The sequence below is a fragment of the Aeromonas tecta genome (assembly GCF_000820185.1).
GTDB lineage: Bacteria > Pseudomonadota > Gammaproteobacteria > Enterobacterales > Aeromonadaceae > Aeromonas > Aeromonas tecta.
This window is the reverse complement of record NZ_CDCA01000022.1, coordinates 47,645-68,215: the sequence shown is the minus strand read 5'-3', so window position 1 is coordinate 68,215 and position 20,571 is coordinate 47,645. Positions and strand designations below refer to the sequence as shown.

Sequence of the window (20,571 nt, the reverse complement as noted above, 5' to 3'; positions counted from 1 at the left end):
CTGGACTCCTTAATTGCCCGCGATCTCGCCGGGTCTATTGTTTCTCTTTGATGGCCTGATAGAGGCCCTGATTGACCGGCACCGCGATGCCGTGCTGGGCCGCTTTGGCGAGCAGGAAGCCGGTAATGGCCTCGATCTCTGTCTCGCGCCCCAGTTCCAGATCCTGATACATGGAAGAGTAATTGTCGGCAGTCATTTCCACCACCATCATCACCCTGCGCAGCAGCTCCTCCTGGTTGGTGGTCTGGCCCTCGGCCTGCATCACGTCCGCCACTTCCACGCAGATCTGTTGCAGGGCATCGGCAAAACGGGGGCCGGCCAGCTCGCCATTCTTGAGCTTATACAGCGCCGTCAGCGGATTGATGGCACAGTTGATGGCGAGTTTCTGCCATTGACGGCTCAGGATCTGCTCATCCCAGCCGGCTTGACCGAGGGCAGTGGCGAGTTCCTCTGCCAGGGCGGAGTGAGCCTTGGCGGCCTCGTTGACCGGGCCGAGCCAGGTCTCGCCCTTGCCGGTATGACGAAACACGAAGTGGCCGCTTTGCATGGCGCCGTGGCTGGTGACGCCGGCGATCACCGGGTTGTTCGGGAACATCTGCACCACCTGTTCGGCGATACCCATGCCATTGTGCAGCAGCACTATGGGCACTCCCGCCGCCAAGGTGCCCGCCAGCGGGGTCAGGGCCGAGATGACCTGGCCAGCCTTGGTCATCACCAGCAGCCGTTTGATCTGACCGGGTTGGCTGACGAAGCCGCGCTCGATGGCGATCAGCTGGGTATGGCCTTCCAGCGAGGTGAAATCAATGCCGGGATGCAGGGTCGAGCGGTGTCTGTCACGCAGCAAGACGCGGGTCGATTGGCCGCTCAGGGTCAGCAGGGAGGCAAACACGCCACCCAGGGCGCCACAGCCCAGCAGTGTCCATTGGGGGGAGGAAGGCTGTCGGCTGGTTTTCAGGTTGTTATCGCGTAATCCGCTTGGCATGGAGAGGCTCAATCAGGGTAAGGGTCGCATTCCTAACAACCGCCTACCGGGGATAGTGGAGGTGTCGCGTGGCGGACACTAACGGGTCTCGCCATTCCTGTGCGCAGGGGATTCTAGCAGAGCAACCCCATTGAAATCAGCAAATTTGCCGGTTTTCTGGTAGATTTGCCCCCCTATAAAGCACAACTTGAGGAGCCCGGCTATGCCGTCATTCGATATTGTCTCTGAAGTCAAAATGAACGAGGTGTTGAACGCCGTCGATAACGCCAATCGTGAACTGGCGACCCGTTTCGATTTTCGTGGTGTTGAAGCCAGCTTCGAATTGAACAAAGAAGAAGTCAAGCTGGAGGCCGATGCCGATTTCCAGCTCAAGCAGATGGTCGAGATCCTGCGCGGAGCCCTGCTCAAGCGCAACATCGAAGGCAATTCCATTGACGTGGGTGACAGCGTCCACTCCGGCAAGCGCTTCCATCTGAACGTCAAGTTCAAGCAGGGGATCGAGAAAGAGATCGCCAAGAAGCTGGTGAAGCTGATCAAGGATTCCAAGATCAAGGTGCAGGTTGCCATCCAGGGCGACGAAGTGCGCGTCACCGGCAAGAAGCGTGACGATCTGCAGGAGGCCATGGCGCTGGTGCGCGGGGCCGAGCTGGGTCAGCCGATGCAGTTCCAGAACTTCCGCGACTGATAATGGATGGGGAGGGCATGACCCTTCCCGTTTGCTTCAGGCGCGCCATAAAAAAACCGGAGCAGCTGCTCCGGTTTTTTGTGTCCGCGATACGAGTTCGATTAGAACTTGTAGGTAACGGAGAAGTAGTGGCTGAAGCCAGAGCTCTTCCATGGAGTACCGTCAAACGCGGTAGAACCATCTTTGGTGCCGTAGGCATCCATGAAGTACTTCAGGCCGTAACCGACGGCGTAGCGGTCGGAGTGCCAGTAGATACCGTGGAAGGTAGCCAATGCATCGCTGGCACGGTCAGCACGCTCATGGGTATCCATGTCGAAGGTGTAGTCCAGGTAACCTTGATAGGAGACGAAGCTACCGTTGCCGAAGGTGTAGAAAGGTTTGAACCAGTTCATGGAGAACTGATAGCCGTTCCAGGAGTTCTCTTCTTCACGGAAGAACTCATTCTCGTTGGAGTAACGAGCATACAGGTTCATGCCAACCTTGCCGAACCAAGGCACCTGTACGTCAGCACCCAGACCGATTTGGTTTTCCATCTGGCCATCGGCCATGTTATTCAGGTTGGCAATGTACAGCTCTTGTACTGGACCGAAGGAGAGGTCTTTACCGGTCAGTGCATCCAGAGACATACGCGGTGCAAACTTCATGAAGAGGTTTTGACCGTTGTGCTTGTCGCTGTGCTTGGTATCGAATACATCGAAGATGTCGATGTAACCATACAGATCAAAGATACCGGACCGACCGCCGAACTCCATTTCCAGGTAGGTGTCGTTGTAGTCATCCTGACCGGAAGTAAAGGGACGCTGGTCGATGGTATGCATCAGGTTGAACTGCATCCACTTGTAGTCGTTCTTATGGATGTCACCGCTGTAATCAGCAGCGAAAGCCGGAGTGGCGGATGCAGCCAGCAGACCGGCAGCGATCAGAGTCTTGGTAAATTTGGCCATTTTATTGGTCTCTTGTGTGTTTAGTTGAGGTTTTCCGTAGCCTGCCCACAAGGAGCGGGAGGGATTCTAGCCAAATAAATTCAACGGATAAACAAGAGCCAGGGAACTTTGTCAGGATCTGTGAGTCTAATCACCCCCTAAATGGCGCAAACGCTTGCTATTTGTTCGCTTGTTGTGACAAATGCTTTCCTCGTTTGGATACCATGATGATCAGCACCATCACAGGGATGCCGAGCAGGCTGGTCGCGACGAAGAAGCGACTGTAGCCAAACAGCTCGACGAAGTGACCGGAAAAGCCGGCAAGCAACTTGGGCAACAGCAACATGATGGAGCTGAACAGCGCATATTGGGTGGCCGAGAAGGCAACATTGGTCAGGCTCGACAGATAGGTCACGAAGGCCGCCGTGGCGATCCCGGCGCTGAGGTTGTCGAGCGAGATGATCAGGGTCAGCAGCTCCAGGTTGTGGCCGACTTCGTTGAGCAGGGCGAACAGCAGATTGGTGCTGGCGGTGAGCACGGCGCCGAGAAACAGGATGCGCAGGGTACCAAAGCGCATCACCAGCACGCCCCCAAGGGCCGCCCCCACCAGCGTCATGATGACGCCATACACCTTGGTGATGGTGGCCACTTCCGTCTTGCTGAACTGCAAGTCCACATAGAAGCTGTTGGACATCACCCCCATTACCACGTCCGAGATCCGGTAACAGGCGATGAGCCCGAGGATCAGCAGCGCCGAGCCGCCGTAGCGACGGAAGAAATCGGCAAACGGGCACCAAATTGCCTCATAGACCCAGGCGCCGAGCCCCGCCAGCGGACGCGGCCAGCCACGATTGAGCAGCAGTTCCTTGCGCTCGGCTTGCTGTGCATTCTGACGATTCACGTCGATATCCGGCTCATGGCTGAGCAGGGTGGTGAGGACCCCAAGCGACATCAGCCCCGCCATCAGCAGATAGGTGAGTTGCCAGCCGCGGTAATCGTAGCCGCTGTTGCTGCCGAGCCAGGCCGCCAGCGCCAGGGCGCCGGCACCCGCCATGATCATCGCCAGCCGATAACCCGTCATGTAGGAGGCCGCCATGGCCGCCTGCAAGCGTTCCGGCGCCGACTCGATGCGATAGGCATCGATGACGATATCCTGGGTGGCCGAGGCAAACGCCACCAGCAGCGCAAACAGGGCGAGCTGGGCAAGCTGGGTCTTGGGATCGCAATAGGCCATGCCCACCAGTGAGAGGGCGATCAGCACCTGAGAAAGCAGCATCCAGCTGCGACGTCGTCCCAGCAGGCGAGAGAGCAGCGGCAGCGGCATCCTGTCGACCAGCGGTGACCACATCCATTTAAAACCATAAGCCAGGGCGACCCAGCTCATGTAACCGATATCGGTCAGGCTGACGCCGGCTTCGCGCAGCCAGAACGAGAGGGTGCCAAACACCAGCAACAAGGGCAGGCCGGAGGAGAAACCCATGGCAAACAGGGTGAGCACCCGCGCCTCCAGATAGACGGCGAGGGAGTCGCGCCAGCTGGTTGTGCGACGTGGGGGGCGGAGAGTGTTCAAATGCCTGACTCCTCTGGGAAAAGGGAGTCATTTTGTCAGGTTAAAGGGGGATAGCCAAGGCAAGCAGTATCGACGTTGGCCGGAAGCAGGGAGATTGGTCAAGGCAGGGGCGAGCGAATGGCGCTCTGGCGCACGGGCGTTGACCGCGCTTGCGCAGGCAGCGCTGGTCGGTGCCAGGCGAGGAGTGAGTGCTTATCCCATTGCTGTACTTGAGCCAGAGCTTCGGCTTATCGGCCGCTTAAGGTCGCAATGTGAGGAGATGGGGAAGGCGTTCTTGCCGGAGACGAGCAGCCAGCGTTAATGGCTCCGCTGTGGGCGGGATGTGCGTCAGACGAAAAGTGACATGCCGCTAAGCCAGCGGGAGAGGATGAGGGGGATGCCTGAGGGGGCTGTTGATGGATCACCGGCAGCGTCTTCCCGGACCTATTTCGTTATGGAATAGGCCCGGGAACTGGACTGCGCTGCCGGTGACTCGGGAGCGTCGCGATGCGCGGCTCGCCCTGTTACTTGTCCGCCAGCAGGATCACTTTTTTCAAGATGACGGGGCTGGTCGGCACGTCGTTGGCACGCAGGATCGAGCTGTAGCCGGTCTGTACCTGAGCCAGCTTGTCCAGCACCTCCATGCCCTCTACGACCTGGCCAAACACGGTATAACCGGCGCCTGCGTTGGCATTGAGGTTATCGTTGTCCGCCAGGTTGAAATAGAACTGGCGGGTGGCGCTGTCCACCGCCTGGGTGCGTGCCATGGCGATGCTGCCGCGCTTGTTGGGCAGGCCACCCTTGGACTCATTTACCACGGGATCGAAGGTCGGCAGTTGCTGGAACTGCTGGTTGTAGCCGCCGCCTTGTACCACGAAGTTCTGGATCACGCGATGGAACAGGCTGCCGTCATAACTGCCATCGGCCACGTAACGCAGGAAGTTCTTCACCGTCTGTGGTGCCTGCTTCGGCGCCAGCTCGATCACGATGTTGCCGTGGTTGGTCTCCATGCGAACCTTGGGACCCGCAAATGCCAGCGGGGCGATCAGCATGGCCAGTAACCAGAATTTTTTCATTTATATCTCCTCACTCAGCTCGGTTGACCCTTGAGATAACCACGCAGCGCCTCGTCGGCCATGATCTGTTGCAGCAAGCTGCCCAACTGCTGGTTCAGGATGGACTCCAGCTCGGCCATGCTCGGCTCACCCGGCTCTTCCTTGCTGGACGACATGTTGAACTGCTTGGTCAGCTTGTTGCCCTGGAAGTCGGCGATGACCTGCAGGCTGACCTTGGACTTGGTGACGTAGGTGAAGGTTTTTTCTTCCACATGAATCGCGGCGCTGGAGATGGCCAGGGTCAGGTTGGTGGTGCCACTGTTGCCCACTTCCAGCCCCTGGCTGCGCAACCCTTGCGCCAGTTTCTCGGCCAGCAAGTTGTTGAGCGGCTGTTCGCTGTTGACCAGCACGGGCGCCTTTTCTTTCTTCTTGATGGAGAAGACATAGGCGGCTTCGCGCTTGTCCACCCCTTCCATGGTGATCCGGTTGCCGGAGTAGTACTGCTGGTTGGAGGGGATGACTTGCGGGTTGAGCAGGGCGGTCTCCGGCCAATGAGTAGCACAACCACCCAAAATCAGGGCAGCTAGCAGCAAGATTGACTTTTTCATCATGGGTTTCCTTTGGCGTTTGATGGCGTTTAGCGTTTGATGGCTTTCAAAATAACGAATTTGCTGTTCGACGCAACCACTTGTGCGTTGGCAAACAAGCGCTTGAGTTTGTTGTGATAGTCCAGATGACGGTTGCCAACTATCCAGAGTTCCCCCCCCTGAGGCAACACCCGGTGTGCATCGCTGAACATCTGCCAGGCGATATGATCGGTGATGGCCTGCAATTGATGGAAGGGGGGATTGCAGAGGATCCGATCCGCCGAACCGACCTCGACGCCATCGAGACAGTTGTTGACCATGAAGTGGGCGCGGGGCAGGGCACCCGGCAGATTGTGCTCGACGTTCAGCCGCGCCGAGGCGACCGCCATATAGGATTCGTCGATGAAGGTCACCTCCACCTCGCTATCTCGTGCCAGCAAGGCCAGCCCCAGCACACCGTTGCCGCAGCCGAGATCGATTACCTTGCGCGCGCTGTGGATGGGCAAATTGTCCAGCATGAAACGGGCGCCGATATCCAGGCTGGTGCGCGAAAACACATTGGCGTGGTTGTGGATGAGCATGCCACTGCCTTCCAGCGGCCAGGTGGTCGGGAAGGGGTTGGCCAGCGCCTGGCGCTCGGCCCCGTCCTCGACGGTGCAGTGGATGAGGCGTGCCTTCTTCCAGGCCAGCGAGGTCTGGGTTGGCCCCAGGTATTTTTCAAACAGCTTGAGGGTCGAGCTGTGAATGTCTTTCGCCTTGCCGGCGGCCAGGATACGGGTGGCCGGGGTGACCACCTGGCGCAGCGCCAGCAGTTGCTGCTCGAGCAGCGCCTGGTATTTGGAGACCTTGATCACCACCAGCGCGGGGGCGGAGGGCAATGGTGCCAGTGCGTCCTGCAGCGTGATGTGGCCGGGATCCAGCTCGTTCTCGGCCAGATTGGCCAGGGTGGCGCGCTCGCTGATGTAAGAGTCGCTCACGCAGACCGGGGCATGGCCGTGCAGATAGGCGGCCAGGGCGCCGAAGCCATCGTTCATGATGATGACGGGGCCCGCTGGGGCCAGCGCTGACTCGGCGAGCTGGTTGATCAGGTACTCGTCTGCCGCATCCCAGGCCTGCAGGGGATCCTGGCTCTGCCGTGGGTAACGATACAGGGTCAGACGACAATGGGCCGTGTCGAGAAGGGTCTGCATAAAAGAGAGTCCAAGGTGGTGCATTGATAAGACAACTGCCCACAGGGCGCTGCCTGCAGGTAGTTAAAGTGGCGCTATTCTAGCGGGGGTGGAGAATTTCACCAGTCCGGCGAGATGAGCTGTTGCCTCCCGATTTCCCGTTAGCCTGATGTAACAGGGAGGCAACCCTGGCTACAATGGCCGGACATCCATTCAGGGAGTCTTTACCGTGAGCATGCAACAACAGATCGAGGCCAAATTGGCCGCCGCCTTGTCCCCCAGCCACCTTGAGGTGATCAACGAGAGCTACATGCACCGGGTGGCACCGGGCTCGGAGAGCCACTTCAAGGTCATAGTGGTGAGCGAGGCGTTTGCGGGGCAGCGCCTGCTGGGGCGCCATCGTCAGGTCAACGGCATTTTGGCACAGGAGCTGGCAGGTGCCATTCATGCATTGGCACTGCATACCTATACCGAAGCTGAATGGCAACAGCGGGAACAGGCCCCCAAAACGCCGAGTTGCGTCAGTAAACCCCCGCTCGTCTGACTAATTTGACCTTCTGATTACCTAATCTTCGACTAATTAACAATTTTGTCACGAAAGCGTCAGGTTTCGGGATCGTCCTCCTGGGCAGGGCGGGGGATAATAGGGATTACTTTTTCTAATCATCAGCCGCCTTGCACAAAACTACCTCTAATTAAGTATCAAAACAAAAAATCCTTTAAAACCACGGCTTGCAAGGGTGCTAGCGAAATATTCATTGAAGCTTAATTTTGTGATGGCGCGGGAATATTCCCCATTTGGCGTGGCAGATATATGGTCGAAAGTGGTAAACTCAGTCGCTTTTGAATGAACCTGTATGTTGCTGATTTGTTTGTTTTATCGACAATTTGTCGCGATGTTGACGGGCTCATTCAACAACTCGTCGGGAGCTTTTCCCGGCGCTAACCTGTCTTCCCTTAACGGTAGTGCAAGTGAGTATGATTACAATTAAAAGAGGACTGGACATCCCCGTGCTGGGTGCTCCGGAGCAAGTAATCTACGATGGCCCGGCCATCACCCGTGTTGCTACACTCGGCGAAGAGTTCGTGGGGATGCGCCCTACTATGTTCGTCAAAGTAGGTGATCGCGTCATTAAAGGTCAGGAGCTCTTCGAAGATAAGAAGAATCCGGGCGTTAAATTCACGGCCCCTGCCACCGGTGTAGTTTCTGAGATCAACCGTGGTGCCAAGCGTGTTCTGCAATCTGTCGTCATCGATCTCGATGGCTCCGACGAGCAGGTGACCTTTGAACACTTTGCGTCTGCCGAGCTCGCACAGCTCGAGCGCAGCAAGGTGCAAGAGATCCTGGTCGCGTCAGGTCAGTGGACCGCTCTGCGTACCCGTCCATTTAGCAAGGTGCCGGCCGTGGGTTCTACTCCGCGTGCCATCTTCGTCACCGCCATGGACACCAACCCGCTCGCCGCCAACAGCGACCTCGTCATCAAGGAACAGTCTCAGGCTTTCCTCGACGGTCTGGCCGTGCTGAGCCGCCTGACCGATGGCACCGTCCACGTCTGTAAGGGCGAAGCCAGTCTGCCGCACTCCTCCCTGGCGCAAGTCAAGGAAGCCGTGTTCGTCGGCCCGCACCCCGCCGGTCTGCCGGGCACCCACATCCACTTCCTGGACCCGGTCGGTGCCAAGAAAGTGCAGTGGCACATCAACTATCAGGATGTGATCGCCTACGGCAAGCTGTTCACCACGGGTCAGATCTTCACCGACAAGGTGATCTCCCTGGCCGGCCCGAACGTGGTCAAGCCGCGTCTGCTGCGCACCCGCATGGGCGCCTGCATCAGCCAGCTGACCAACAACGAGCTGCGCGCCGATGAAAACCGTGTCATCTCCGGTTCCATCCTGAGTGGTTCCAAGGCCGAAGGTGTGCATGACTACCTGGGCCGTTACCACAATCAGGTGAGCGTGCTGGGCGAAGGGCGTGAGAAAGAGTTCCTTGGCTGGGTCAACCCCAGTGCCAACAAGTTCTCCATCACCCGTACCACCCTCTCTCACCTGATGAAGGGCAAACTCATCAACTTCACTACCACCACCAACGGTAGTGATCGCTCCATGGTGCCTATCGGCAACTATGAGCGCGTGATGCCGCTCGACATCCTGCCGACCCTGCTGCTGCGGGATCTGGTCTCCGGCGATAGCGACAGCGCACAAACGCTGGGCTGCCTGGAGCTGGATGAGGAAGATTTGGCGCTTTGTACCTTCGTCTGCCCTGGCAAGACCGAGTATGGCCCGATCTTGCGTGAGTGCCTGACCAAGATAGAACTGGAAGGTTAAGCGATGAGTTTCAAGCAACTTCTTGAAAATATGGAACATCACTTCGAACCGGGCGGCAAGTACTCCAAGTACTATGCCCTGTTTGAAGCGGCGTACACCCTGTTTTATACCCCTGGGTCTGTGACCCGCAATGCTGCCCACGTCCGTGATGCGATCGATCTGAAGCGCATGATGATCATGGTGTGGCTGGCCGTGTTCCCGGCCATGTTCTGGGGCATGTTCAACGTCGGTAATCAGTCCATCGCCGCCATTGCCCATCTGGGCACTGCGGCCGGTGCCGATACCTGGCAATACACCATCGCTACCCTGCTCGGTGCCTCGCTGGATCCTGCCGTGGCAGGCATCGGCAGCAAGATGCTGATCGGTGCGGCTCACTTCCTGCCCATCTACCTGACCGTGTTCCTGGTCGGTGGTTTCTGGGAAGTGCTGTTCGCCATGGTGCGCAAGCACGAGATCAACGAAGGCTTCTTCGTGACCTCCATCCTGTTCGCGCTGATCGTGCCGCCCGAGCTGCCCCTGTGGCAAGCCGCGCTGGGCATCACCTTTGGTGTGGTGATGGCCAAGGAAGTGTTCGGTGGTACCGGCAAGAACTTCCTGAACCCGGCCCTTGCTGGTCGTGCGTTCCTGTTCTTCGCCTACCCTGGCCAGATCTCCGGCGATGCCGTCTGGGTGGCCGTTGACGGCTTCTCCGGCGCAACTGCTCTGAGCCAGTGGGCCCAAGGCGGCCAGATGGCGCTGATCAACGGTGCGACCGGCCAGACCATCAGCTGGATGGATGCTTTCCTGGGCAACCTGCCAGGTTCCATCGGTGAAGTCTCCACCCTGATGATCCTCATCGGTGCGGCCATGATCGTCTACATGCGTATCGCCTCCTGGCGCATCATCGCCGGTGTGATGATCGGCATGGTGGCCACCTCACTGCTGTTCAACGTCATCGGTTCCGATACCAACCCCATGTTCAACATGCCGTGGCACTGGCATCTGGTGCTGGGCGGCTTCGCCTTTGGTATGGCATTCATGGCGACCGATCCGGTCTCCGCCGCCTTTACCAACAAGGGCAAGTGGTGGTACGGCGCCCTCATCGGCGTCATGGTAGTGCTGATCCGGGTAGTGAACCCCGCGTTCCCGGAAGGCATGATGTTGGCCATTCTGTTTGCCAACCTGTTTGCCCCCTTGTTTGACCATTTCGTGGCGCAGGCGAACATCAAGCGGAGGATCGCACGTGGCGTTTAATAAAGACTCTACTATCGGCACCCTTACCGTCGTAACCGGTCTGTGTCTGGTCTGTTCCATCGTGGTCTCCGTGGCCGCCGTGGGTCTGCGTCCGGCTCAGCTGGAAAACAAGGCGCTGGACAAGCAAAGCAACATCCTGGCCGTGGCCGGTGTCGATGTCAGCAGCGTAGCCAAGCGAGATCTGGCCCAGCTGTATGGCGACAAGATCGAAGCCCGTCTGGTCGATCTCACTACCGGTGAGTTCGTTGACGGCGATGCCGACAACTTCGATACGAAGTTGGCAGCAAAAGATCCTGCCAAGAACATTCGTCTGGCCCCGGCCGACGACAAGGCGGGTCTGCGTCAGATCTCCAAGCTGGTCCCCGTGTTCTTCGCCAAAGACGCGCAAGGCAAGGTCGACAACATCATCCTGCCGGTCTACGGCCAGGGTCTGTGGTCCACCATGTACGCCTTCGTGGCGGTCGCGGCCGATGGTCAAACCATCAAGGGCATCACCTACTATGATCACGGCGAAACGCCGGGTCTGGGTGGCGAGATCGAGAATCCGGCATGGCGTGAACTGTTCATCGGCAAGAAGCTGTTCGATCAAGACGGTAAGCCTGCTCTGCGGGTGATCAAGGGTCATGCTCCGGCTGGTTCCGAACATGACATCGATGGCCTGTCCGGCGCGACCCTGACTGGTAATGGCGTACAGCACACCTTCGACTTCTGGATGGGACCCAAGGGCTTTGGCCCCTTCCTGGCCAAGGTTCGTGCAGGAGAAATCAACAATGGCTGACAAGAGCGAAATGAAAAAATTGCTGTTGACGCCAGTGCTCGGCAACAACCCCATCGCCTTGCAGGTGCTGGGTGTCTGTTCCGCGCTGGCCGTTACCAGCCAGATGAAGACCGCGTTCGTGATGACGCTGGCCGTTACCGCGGTCACCGCCTTCTCCAACCTGTTCATCTCCCTGATCCGCAACCAGATCCCGAACAGCGTGCGGATCATCGCCCAGATGGCGGTGATTGCGTCCCTGGTTATCGTGGTTGACCAGGTGCTCAAGGCCTATGCCTATGACATCTCCAAGCAACTGTCGGTATTCGTGGGCCTGATCATCACCAACTGTATCGTGATGGGGCGTGCCGAAGCCTATGCCATGAAGAGCGCCCCGCTGCCCTCTTTCCTGGACGGTATCGGTAACGGCCTGGGCTATGGTGCCGTGTTGCTGGTGGTGGCCACGGTGCGTGAGATCCTGGGCTCCGGCACCTGGTTCGGTATCGAGCTGCTGCCGCTGGTGAACAATGGTGGCTGGTATGTGCCTAACGGCCTGCTGCTGCTGCCGCCGAGTGCATTCTTCATCATTGGTCTGATCATCTGGGGCGTGCGCACCAAGGATCCCAAGCAGGTGGAGGCAAAGGATTAAGGTATGGAACACTATCTGAGTCTGTTGATTCGTTCGATCTTCATCGAAAACCTGGCGCTCTCCTTCTTCCTGGGGATGTGTACCTTCCTGGCGGTGTCCAAGAAGGTCAAGACGGCCATGGGTCTGGGTATCGCCGTCATTGTGGTGCAGACCGTTGCCGTTCCGGCCAACAACTTGATCTACAACTACGTCCTGAAAGATGGCGCCCTGGTGTCCGGCCTGGACCTGAGCTTCCTGAGCTTCATCACCTTCATCGGGGTGATCGCGGCGCTGGTGCAGATCCTGGAGATGGCGCTGGACAAGTATTTCCCTGCGCTCTACAACGCCCTGGGTATCTTCCTGCCGCTCATCACCGTGAACTGCGCCATCTTCGGTGGCGTCTCCTTCATGGTGCAGCGTGACTACAACTTCGTGGAGTCTGTGGTCTATGGGGTTGGCTCGGGTGCCGGTTGGATGCTGGCCATCGTGGCGATGGCGGGGATCCGCGAGAAGATGAAGTACTCCGATGTTCCCGAAGGCCTGCGTGGCCTCGGCATCACCTTCATCACCGCGGGTCTGATGGCGCTGGGCTTCATGTCCTTCTCTGGTATTTCCCTGTAATCGGAAAGGAAATATAGATGGAAATTATTCTGGGTGTGGTCATGTTCACCGTGATCCTGCTGGCCCTGGTAGCAGTTATTCTGTTCGCCAAGTCCAAGCTGGTGACCGCCGGTGACGTGACAATCAGCATCAATGGCGACCCGGCCAAGGCTGTCACCAGCCCGGCGGGTGGCAAGCTGCTCGGCGTGTTGGCCGGCAGCGGCATCTTCGTCTCCTCCGCCTGTGGCGGCGGTGGCTCCTGTGGTCAGTGCAAGGTGCGGGTGAAAGCCGGCGGCGGCGATATCCTGCCGACCGAGCTCGATCACATCAGCAAGGGCGAAGCCCGTCATGGCGAGCGTCTGGCCTGTCAGGTCACGGTGCGTGGCGACATGGACATCGAGCTGCCGGAAGAGATCTTCGGGGTGAAGAAGTGGGACTGTACCGTCATCTCCAATGACAACAAGGCCACCTTCATCAAGGAACTCAAGCTGCAGATCCCGGACGGCGAGAGCGTGCCGTTCCGCGCCGGTGGTTATATCCAGATCGAAGCCCCTGCACACCACGTGCAGTACAAAAACTTCGATATTCCAGAGGAATATCGCGGTGATTGGGATCGCTTCAAGATCTTCGAGCTGGAGTCCAAGGTCAATGAGCCGATCATTCGTGCTTATTCCATGGCCAACTATCCGGAAGAGTTCGGCATCATCATGCTGAACGTGCGGATCGCGACCCCGCCGCCGAGCAACTGGACTGCGCCTCCCGGCCAGATGTCCTCCTACATCTTCAGCCTCAAGGCTGGCGACAAGGTGACTATCTCCGGTCCGTTCGGTGAGTTCTTCGCCAAAGACACCGACGCCGAAATGGTGTTCATCGGTGGTGGTGCGGGCATGGCGCCGATGCGTTCCCACATCTTCGATCAGCTGCGCCGGCTCAAGACCAAGCGCAAGATGAGCTTCTGGTACGGTGCCCGTTCCAAGCGCGAGATGTTCTATGTCGAAGATTTCGACATGCTGGCCGCCGAGAACGACAACTTCCAGTGGCACGTCGCCCTGTCGGATCCGCAACCGGAAGACAACTGGGATGGCTATACTGGCTTCATCCACAACGTCTTGTTCGAGAACTACCTCAAGAACCATGAGGCACCGGAAGATTGCGAGTTCTACATGTGCGGGCCTCCCGTCATGAACGCTGCCGTCATCAACATGCTGAAAAACCTCGGCGTTGAAGACGAAAACATCCTGTTGGATGACTTTGGTGGTTAATCCATGCACAGTGTTGTAAAGACCTGGCTAGCCTTCGGGCTAGCCTTCGGGCTAGCCTTCGGGCTAGCCTTTTTCATGACTGGGTGCGGTCAGGAAACGGTCCAATCCAAACCGGAGATCCACATCACCGGTAGCACCATGGGTACCTATTACTCCATCAAGGTGGCGGATGGCAGCGTCAAGGACGCGGCCAAGCTGCAGGCCGAAGTCGATGTCTTGCTGGAGCGGGTCAACGATCAGATGTCGACCTACAGGCCCGATTCCGAACTGTCTCGCTTCAACCAGCACAAGGACAACACCCCTGTGGTGGTCTCCCGTGATACCGCGAGGGTGGTGACCGAGGCCATTCACATTGGCCGCGAGAGCCGCGGCGCACTGGATGTGACCGTGGGTCCGCTGGTCAATCTGTGGGGCTTTGGCCCGGATGCCAAGCCGACCAAGGTACCGTCAGACGAATTGATCAACCAGACCCGCCAGAAGACAGGGCTGGGCAACCTGCACGTGATCGCCTCCGCCGATGCGGACACGCTGCAAAAAGACATCTCGGATCTCTATGTGGATCTGTCCGCCATCGCCAAGGGCTTTGGGGTGGACAAGGTGGCCGAGTACCTGGAATCCCTGGGTTCGCGCAACTATCTGGTGGAGATCGGGGGTGAGCTGCGCATCAATGGCGTCAACGGCAAGGGTCACCCCTGGCGCGTCGCCATCGAGAAGCCGACCGCCAATGCCGGCTCGGTGCAGGAGGTGATCCTGCCGGGGGACAACGGCGTCGCCACCTCGGGTGAGTACCGCAACTACTTCGAGATGGATGGCAAGCGCTTCTCCCACACCATAGATCCGGTGACGGGCAAGCCCATCGCCCATCGCATGGTGTCGGTGACCGTGATCCACCCGTCCTGCATGACCGCAGACGGGCTGGCGACGGTGTTCATGGTGCTGGGGCCACAGAAGAGCCTGGCCTACGCCAAGGAGCGGGGCATCGCTATCTTCATCATCACCAAGACGGATGATGGCTTCGAAGAGGCTTACTCGGATGCCTTCAAGCCATTTTTAGTGAAAAAGTAAGGGGTAATGACATGCAGATTTTTCTGATCACCTTCGGGGTATTTCTGGCGGTGGTGATGGCCATGGCCATCGGCTACATCTTCCAGAAGAAGACCATCTCCGGCTCCTGTGGCGGGCTCGGTACCATAGGGATCGAAAAGGAGTGTGATTGCCCTGAGCCCTGCGATAACCGTAAGAAGAAGATGGCCAAGGCCGAGGCCCGTCGCAAGATGCTGGAAGAACACCGCATCATCTAACGCTGCGTTATCATCACGGATGTCTGATGCAAGCGAGCCGACCCATGTGTTGAATCAAGGGTCGGCTCGCTTTTTTCATGGCCCTCAGTAGTCGTATTGCTGGCAGGATTTTTTGCGAAATTCGAGCTTCCAGCGGGCCAACTCCTCCTTGGTGTTCAGCTCGTCGCCCTTCTCGATGGCTTTCTCCAGCACCTCGATGCGTTTGAACAGCCAGCTGCATTCGGCGGTCGGGTGATCCTTGGTCATGGCCGTTAACGGCAGCAGGCAGAGCCCTAGCCAGGTTGCTTTCATTGTTCCTCCTCTTTGAGTCTCATAGGGATGGCGCCTTAGCAGTCTATATGCCGCCCGCGCCCCCGTGACTGGCAGAAATAGCAGGGCTGGGGTAGCATGGGATCATTGCCTGTTTATTTATACAGTGATATGCGCAAGATCATTCACATCGACATGGACTGCTTCTTCGCCGCGGTGGAGATGCGCGACAACCCTGCCCTGAAGGAGGTGCCGCTGGCCATCGGCGGCTCCTCCGATCGGCGCGGTGTCATCTCCACCTGCAACTATGTGGCGCGCCGTTTCGGGGTGCGCTCCGCCATGCCGAGCGGCCTGGCCATGAAGCTCTGTCCGCCGCTGGTGCTGTTGCCGGGGCGAATGGCGGTCTACAAGAATGTCTCCCGTCAGCTGCGCGCCATCTTCCTGCGCTACACCAAACTGGTGGAGCCGCTCTCTCTCGACGAAGCCTACCTGGATGTCACCGACAGCCCCCATTGTGGTGGCAGTGCGACCCTGATGGCGGCCGAGATCCGCGCCGCGATCAAAGCCGAGCTGGGGCTGACTGCCTCGGCCGGGGTGGCGCCGAACAAGTTTCTGGCCAAGCTCGCCTCCGAGCAGCGCAAGCCCGACGGCCTGTTCGTGATAAGGCCGCAGGAGGTGGATGAGTTCGTCTGTCAGCTGCCCCTTGGCAAACTGCCCGGTATCGGCCGCAAGACCGCCGATCGGCTGGAGTCCCAGGGGCTTTACTCCTGCGAAGACGCCAGAGCCATGAGCAGCGAGGAGCTGGTCGCCCGCTTTGGCAAGTTGGGGGAGATGCTGACCGGCCGTATCTGGGGCCATGACGATCAGCCGGTGCAGGCCCACAGGGTGCGCAAGAGCGTCGGGGTGGAGACCACTCTCAGCAGCGACGTGTTGGACGAGGATGCCTGCTGGGCGGTGCTGAGCCGGCTCATCCCTGAGCTGGAGCTGCGCTTTGCCAAGGCGTGCCCCGCCGAGATGCTGATGGGGCAGGGGATCAAGCTCAAATTCGCCGATTTTCAGCAGACCACCGTCTACCGCAAGGGCAGCTATCAGGCCGCCCGCTTCCACGATCTGCTGCACGAAGGGCTACAACGGGCTCAAGGAAAACCCATTCGCCTGCTCGGTCTGGTGGTGGGACTGCCGAGTGCCGGCGAGATCAATCAACTCAGCCTGGATCTGAGCTGATTTAGTTAAGTTTCTGTTTCCAAATCCGATACAGTGGTTACATCTGTAGACGTTAGGAAATCATGCATGAGTTCTCTTTCTGTTCAGGGACGGATCACCCTGATCGCCGGTTGTTGCCTGTTGGCCAGTGCCGCCGCACTGGTCGCGTCATCCCTCTTCAACGCGGCCCGTATGCAGGAGCAGGTGCTCACTTCCACCACCCTGGAGGCGCAGCACGCGGCAGAAAACTGGATGCAAGCCATGGGCGCCACTCAGGCCGCCAGGGTGACCAGCTACCTCGACGAGGCCTATTTCCGTGCCACTCTGCTGGCGGAGAGTATTCTGTTCCAGCGCAAGAATGCAGCGGATAATTTCGTCCATTCCGAGGCATTACGTGGCGCCGTCAACCAGCAGCTGCAAGATGCGGCAGAATCCTCTGCCAACTTGCTCGGGGTCTATGCGGTGTTCGAGCCCAATCAGCTCGATGGCGAGGACGGCAACTATCAGGGTTCGACCGCCCTCGGCGCCAACGACAAGGGACGTTTCTCCAGCTACTGGGCCAGGGTCGATGGCAAGGTGTCGCTGGAGGTGATGAACGAAGCCATGCTGGCGAACAAGAGCCCGACCGCCAACGGCGGGGTGGAGAACTTCTGGTATAGCTGCAGCATTCAGAGTCGCGCCCTCTGCCTGCTCGAGCCCTACCTCGACGAGGTGGGCAGCCAGCAGGTGCTGATGACCTCGGTGACCGCGCCCCTGCTGGAGCAGGGAAACCTGCTCGGCATGGTAGGGGTCGATATCTCGCTGACCACCCTGCAGAGCCTGGTGGAGGAGATGGACAAGACCCTCTATGACGGTCAGGGCAAGGTGCTGCTGCTCAGCCACGAGGGCCGGGTGGCCGGGGTGGAAGGGTTCAAGGTGCAGTTGGGCAATACCCTGGGCCAGCAGGAACAGGGGTTGGTGTCGGATCTGAACGGCTGGCTCGCCAAGGGGGATCTGGTGACGCGCTGGAGCCCGGATGGCGCCCTGCTGCAGACCTTCGTGCCGGTGCGTATGCGCGGCACGGATCGCAAGTGGGGCATCTATATCGAGCTGCCTCGCGCCGTGGTGCTCGCTTCTGCCTTGCAACTGCAGGGGGATCTCGAGAGTCAGTCCGATCGCAGCGTGGCCGCACAGCTGCTCATCGGCGGCGTCATTTCACTGCTGGCGTTGCTCTGCATCTGGCTGATGGCGCAGCGTATCGTAGCGCCGATCCGCACCGTCGTGGCCCGTCTCAAGGATATCGCCAGCGGTGAGGGAGACCTGACCCAGCGCATCCACTTGCAGCGAGACGACGAGATAGGTGAGCTGGCCAAGTGGTTCAACAACTTCCTGGACAAGCTGCAGACCACCATCAGTCAGGTGATCGACACCGTGGCCGGTACCAGAGCCAGCGCGACGCAGGCGGCGCAGGGCGCAGAGCGCACCAGTGCCGGCATGCAGGCCCAGTATCAGGAGGTTGACCTGGTCGCGACCGCGTTCGAGGAGCTGAGCGCCACCGCCTTGCAGGTGGCGGGTAACGCCAGCTCGGCGGTGAACGCGGCCAATCAGGCCGATACCGCGGCCCAGGAGGGCAAGGCGGTGGTCGCCGATACCCAGCAGGCCATGTCCAGGCTGATGACGGTGATAAGCGATGCCAAGCCGGTGGTGGAGCGCCTCGCGGCCAACAGCGACAACATCAACGACATCCTCGCCGTCATTCAGGGCATCGCCGAGCAGACCAATCTGCTGGCGCTCAATGCTGCCATCGAGGCGGCGCGCGCCGGCGAGCAGGGCCGCGGTTTTGCGGTGGTGGCCGACGAGGTGCGTAATCTGGCGGGGCGTACCCAGAATGCCATCGTCGAGATCCAGAATCTGATCAACCAGCTGCAGTCGGGCACCGAGGCGGTGGTCAAGGCGATCATGACCGGCCACAGTCAGGCGGATGTGACACTCACCAAGGTGGAGCTGTCGGTCAGCGTGCTGGAGCAGATTATCCATGCGGTGGCCACCATCCATCAGATGAACGAGCAGATTGCCCGGGCGGCGCAGGAGCAGAGCGGGGTGGCGGACGAGATCAATCGCAACGTCAGCAACATCCGCGATGTGAGCCACACCATCCGAGCCGAGGCGGCCACTTCGGCCGATAACGGGCGTGAGTTGTCGCAACTGGCGGACAAACAGCAGCAACTGGTGGGGCAGTTCAAGGTATAGGGATAAGAAAAAAGGCGCCATCCAACCGGAGGCGCCAAACACATTCAGATGACAGACTGGGTTAAATCGGTCCGATTTAAGCCCTTCTTCCCGCAGAGGAAGAAACACAACACCACAATCTTTGTCGGCCCACTCACAAAAACCACATGTAAACCAACATGGAAGAGAAAGTGTGAGCCATATGACAACGGATTGCGTGGCGAATTATGTTTATTCACTGGTCGGCCCGCAACCGACAATTTATAATGCGCACCATTAGAAAAACTCATCGTCGGCCCATTCCATGTCTCGTCGTTTACCCCCGCTCAATGCACTGAAAGCGTTTGAAGCCGCGGCTCGTCATCTCAGCTTTACCCGAGCTGCGGAAGAGCTGTTCGTGACGCAAGCCGCCATCAGCCACCAGATCAAGGCGCTGGAAGAGTATCTCGGCATCAAGCTGTTTCGCCGCAAGAACCGCTCCTTGCTGTTGACCGAGGAGGGGCAGAGCTACTTCCTGGACATCAAGGACATCTTTGCCTCCATCTCGGAAGCGACCGACAAGCTGCTGGCCCGCAGCGCGAAAGGGGCGCTCACCGTCAGCCTGCAGCCGAGCTTCGCCATCCAGTGGCTGGTGCCACGGCTGGTGAAGTTCAGCGAACGCCATCCGGACATCGATGTTCGGATCAAGGCGGTGGACATGGACGAGGGATCGCTGACCGACGATGTGGACGTGGCCATCTATTACGGCCGCGGCAGTTGGCCTGGTTTGCGCTCCGACAAGTTGCACACCGAGTACCTGATCCCGGTCTGCGCGCCGCTGCTGCTGAGCGGCCCCAAGCCGCTGCGCACGCCGGAGGACCTGACCCGACACACGCTGCTGCACGACACCTCTCGTCGCGACTGGAAGGCCTGGTTCCGCCAGCTCGACATCGATGCGCCCAACGTCAATCAGGGCCCCATCTTCAGTCACTCCACCATGGTGATCCAGGCGGCGATCCACGGTCAGGGGGTGGCGCTTGGCCACAGCGTGCTGGCCCAGCCCGAGATCGAGGCGGGGCGTCTCATCTGCCCGTTCGAGCAGGTGCTGGTCAGCAAGAACGCCTTCTACCTGGTGTGCCAGGAGCAGCAGTCCGAGCAGGGCAAGATAGTGGCCTTCCGTGACTGGATGCTGGAGTTGGTGGAGCAGGAAGAGGCTCGTCGCCGGGCACGGCTCGCCGATGCTTGATGTGATTAGAGAGGGGGCGAGCGATGCCCCCGCACGTGTCTTGCTGGCGCACGGCGCTGGCGCCGGCATGGATCACGCATTTCTGACCCGGCTCTCGGCCTTGCTGGCGGGGCCGGATATCGAGGTGATCCGCTTCAACTTCCCCTACATGAGCAAGCGCGCGCTGGATGGCAAGCGCAGGCCGCCAGACCGGCAACCGGTGTTGCTCGCCCATTGGCGCGAGATGGCACAGGCGTTTGCCCATTCCGGGCTGTTTCTGGCGGGCAAGTCCATGGGGGGGCGCATGGCCGCCGAGCTCTATCAGGACGGAGGGGACGAGATGAATGCTGCAGGATTGCTCATTCTCGGGTATCCTTTCCACCCCCCGGCCAAACCCGACAGCTGGCGGGGCGAGGTGCTCAAACAAATAAAGACGCCGACCCTGTTGTTGCAGGGGGAGCGCGATACCTTCGGCAGCCGCGCCGAACTGGCCGATTTCCCCTTCTCACCCGCTGTATCGGTCCACTGGCTGACCGATGGTGACCATGGCTTCAAACCGAGAAAGGCGAGCGGTGTGAGCGAGCAGGAGAACCTGCAACAGGCGGCGGATCAGATAAGGCGCTTTATCGGCGCGGCGCTGGCCAAGCGTTGAGCGCG

At 59.2% G+C, this 20,571-nt stretch carries 21 protein-coding genes; 14 read left to right on the top strand and 7 right to left on the bottom strand.

Annotation, left to right across the window (positions count from 1 at the left end):
- Window positions 1-34: 34 nt before the first annotated feature.
- Entirely contained in the window at window positions 35-982 is a 948-nt protein-coding gene (locus tag BN1137_RS07400) for a ketopantoate reductase family protein (RefSeq protein ID WP_050717986.1), read from the bottom strand.
- Window positions 983-1,184: 202 nt separating this feature from the next.
- Here BN1137_RS07400 and BN1137_RS07395 point away from each other — a divergent pair, with 202 nt between their 5' ends.
- A complete protein-coding gene (locus BN1137_RS07395) occupies window positions 1,185-1,667 on the top strand; it encodes a YajQ family cyclic di-GMP-binding protein (RefSeq protein ID WP_033132093.1) in 483 nt (160 codons plus the stop codon).
- A gap of 101 nt (window positions 1,668-1,768) precedes the next feature.
- On the opposite strand, the gene BN1137_RS07390 is transcribed toward BN1137_RS07395, so the two are convergent.
- From BN1137_RS07390 to BN1137_RS07370, 5 genes are all read right to left on the bottom strand, one after another.
- Window positions 1,769-2,611, bottom strand: coding sequence for a nucleoside-specific channel-forming Tsx family protein (locus tag BN1137_RS07390; RefSeq protein ID WP_050717985.1), 843 nt, complete (start codon window positions 2,609-2,611; stop codon window positions 1,769-1,771).
- A 157-nt stretch (window positions 2,612-2,768) separates the two neighbouring features.
- Window positions 2,769-4,160 (bottom strand): AmpG family muropeptide MFS transporter, encoded by a 1,392-nt coding sequence (locus BN1137_RS07385; protein WP_050717984.1) that lies wholly within the window; start codon window positions 4,158-4,160, stop codon window positions 2,769-2,771.
- Between the two features lie 503 nt (window positions 4,161-4,663).
- The gene (locus tag BN1137_RS07380) at window positions 4,664-5,215 is read right to left on the bottom strand and encodes a peptidylprolyl isomerase (protein WP_050717983.1); all 552 of its coding nucleotides are present in this window, start codon (window positions 5,213-5,215) and stop codon (window positions 4,664-4,666) included.
- 14 nt (window positions 5,216-5,229) lie between these two features.
- The gene (locus BN1137_RS07375; protein WP_050717982.1) at window positions 5,230-5,802 is read right to left on the bottom strand and encodes a YajG family lipoprotein; all 573 of its coding nucleotides are present in this window, start codon (window positions 5,800-5,802) and stop codon (window positions 5,230-5,232) included.
- A gap of 29 nt (window positions 5,803-5,831) precedes the next feature.
- Complete coding sequence (locus tag BN1137_RS07370; RefSeq protein ID WP_050717981.1) at window positions 5,832-6,971, bottom strand: methyltransferase; 1,140 nt, start codon at window positions 6,969-6,971, stop codon at window positions 5,832-5,834.
- A gap of 214 nt (window positions 6,972-7,185) precedes the next feature.
- On the opposite strand from BN1137_RS07370, the gene BN1137_RS07365 reads away from it, so the two are divergent.
- The 9 genes from BN1137_RS07365 to nqrM all read left to right on the top strand — a co-directional run bounded on the left by BN1137_RS07365 (window position 7,186) and on the right by nqrM (window position 15,050).
- Window positions 7,186-7,494, top strand: coding sequence for a BolA family protein (locus tag BN1137_RS07365; RefSeq protein ID WP_050717980.1), 309 nt, complete (start codon window positions 7,186-7,188; stop codon window positions 7,492-7,494).
- Window positions 7,495-7,928: 434 nt separating this feature from the next.
- Window positions 7,929-9,272, top strand: a complete 1,344-nt coding sequence (locus BN1137_RS22375) for a Na(+)-translocating NADH-quinone reductase subunit A (RefSeq protein WP_050717979.1) — start codon at window positions 7,929-7,931, stop codon at window positions 9,270-9,272.
- Window positions 9,273-9,275: 3 nt separating this feature from the next.
- The gene (locus tag BN1137_RS22370) at window positions 9,276-10,505 is read left to right on the top strand and encodes an NADH:ubiquinone reductase (Na(+)-transporting) subunit B (RefSeq protein WP_050717978.1); all 1,230 of its coding nucleotides are present in this window, start codon (window positions 9,276-9,278) and stop codon (window positions 10,503-10,505) included.
- Window positions 10,495-11,283: a Na(+)-translocating NADH-quinone reductase subunit C gene (locus BN1137_RS07350; RefSeq protein WP_050717977.1), complete on the top strand. Its 789-nt coding sequence runs from the start codon at window positions 10,495-10,497 to the stop codon at window positions 11,281-11,283. Before BN1137_RS22370 ends, BN1137_RS07350 begins: the two co-directional genes overlap by 11 nt.
- The gene (locus BN1137_RS07345) at window positions 11,276-11,908 is read left to right on the top strand and encodes an NADH:ubiquinone reductase (Na(+)-transporting) subunit D (RefSeq protein WP_005330711.1); all 633 of its coding nucleotides are present in this window, start codon (window positions 11,276-11,278) and stop codon (window positions 11,906-11,908) included. Before BN1137_RS07350 ends, BN1137_RS07345 begins: the two co-directional genes overlap by 8 nt.
- A gap of 3 nt (window positions 11,909-11,911) precedes the next feature.
- Entirely contained in the window at window positions 11,912-12,508 is a 597-nt protein-coding gene (nqrE, locus tag BN1137_RS07340; RefSeq protein ID WP_005330713.1) for an NADH:ubiquinone reductase (Na(+)-transporting) subunit E, read from the top strand.
- Window positions 12,509-12,525: 17 nt separating this feature from the next.
- The gene (nqrF, locus tag BN1137_RS07335; RefSeq protein ID WP_050717976.1) at window positions 12,526-13,749 is read left to right on the top strand and encodes an NADH:ubiquinone reductase (Na(+)-transporting) subunit F; all 1,224 of its coding nucleotides are present in this window, start codon (window positions 12,526-12,528) and stop codon (window positions 13,747-13,749) included.
- Between the two features lie 3 nt (window positions 13,750-13,752).
- Complete coding sequence (locus BN1137_RS07330; RefSeq protein ID WP_050717975.1) at window positions 13,753-14,814, top strand: FAD:protein FMN transferase; 1,062 nt, start codon at window positions 13,753-13,755, stop codon at window positions 14,812-14,814.
- 11 nt (window positions 14,815-14,825) lie between these two features.
- Window positions 14,826-15,050 carry a (Na+)-NQR maturation NqrM gene (gene nqrM, locus BN1137_RS07325; RefSeq protein WP_050717974.1) on the top strand — a complete coding sequence of 75 codons (225 nt, stop codon included), beginning with the start codon at window positions 14,826-14,828 and terminating at the stop codon, window positions 15,048-15,050.
- An 84-nt stretch (window positions 15,051-15,134) separates the two neighbouring features.
- Here the strand turns inward: nqrM and BN1137_RS07320 are convergent, their stop codons facing one another.
- On the bottom strand, window positions 15,135-15,341 hold the full coding sequence (locus BN1137_RS07320) for a hypothetical protein (protein ID WP_050717973.1): 207 nt from the start codon (window positions 15,339-15,341) through the stop codon (window positions 15,135-15,137).
- A gap of 129 nt (window positions 15,342-15,470) precedes the next feature.
- On the opposite strand from BN1137_RS07320, the gene dinB reads away from it, so the two are divergent.
- The 4 genes from dinB (at window position 15,471) to BN1137_RS07300 (ending at window position 20,566) form a co-directional block, all read left to right on the top strand.
- Entirely contained in the window at window positions 15,471-16,523 is a 1,053-nt protein-coding gene (gene dinB / locus BN1137_RS07315; RefSeq protein ID WP_050717972.1) for a DNA polymerase IV, read from the top strand.
- Between the two features lie 66 nt (window positions 16,524-16,589).
- Entirely contained in the window at window positions 16,590-18,731 is a 2,142-nt protein-coding gene (locus BN1137_RS07310) for a methyl-accepting chemotaxis protein (protein WP_050717971.1), read from the top strand.
- A gap of 283 nt (window positions 18,732-19,014) precedes the next feature.
- A complete protein-coding gene (locus BN1137_RS07305) occupies window positions 19,015-19,935 on the top strand; it encodes a transcriptional regulator GcvA (protein WP_050717970.1) in 921 nt (306 codons plus the stop codon).
- Entirely contained in the window at window positions 19,928-20,566 is a 639-nt protein-coding gene (locus BN1137_RS07300; RefSeq protein ID WP_050717969.1) for an alpha/beta family hydrolase, read from the top strand. Before BN1137_RS07305 ends, BN1137_RS07300 begins: the two co-directional genes overlap by 8 nt.
- Window positions 20,567-20,571 lie beyond the last annotated feature (5 nt).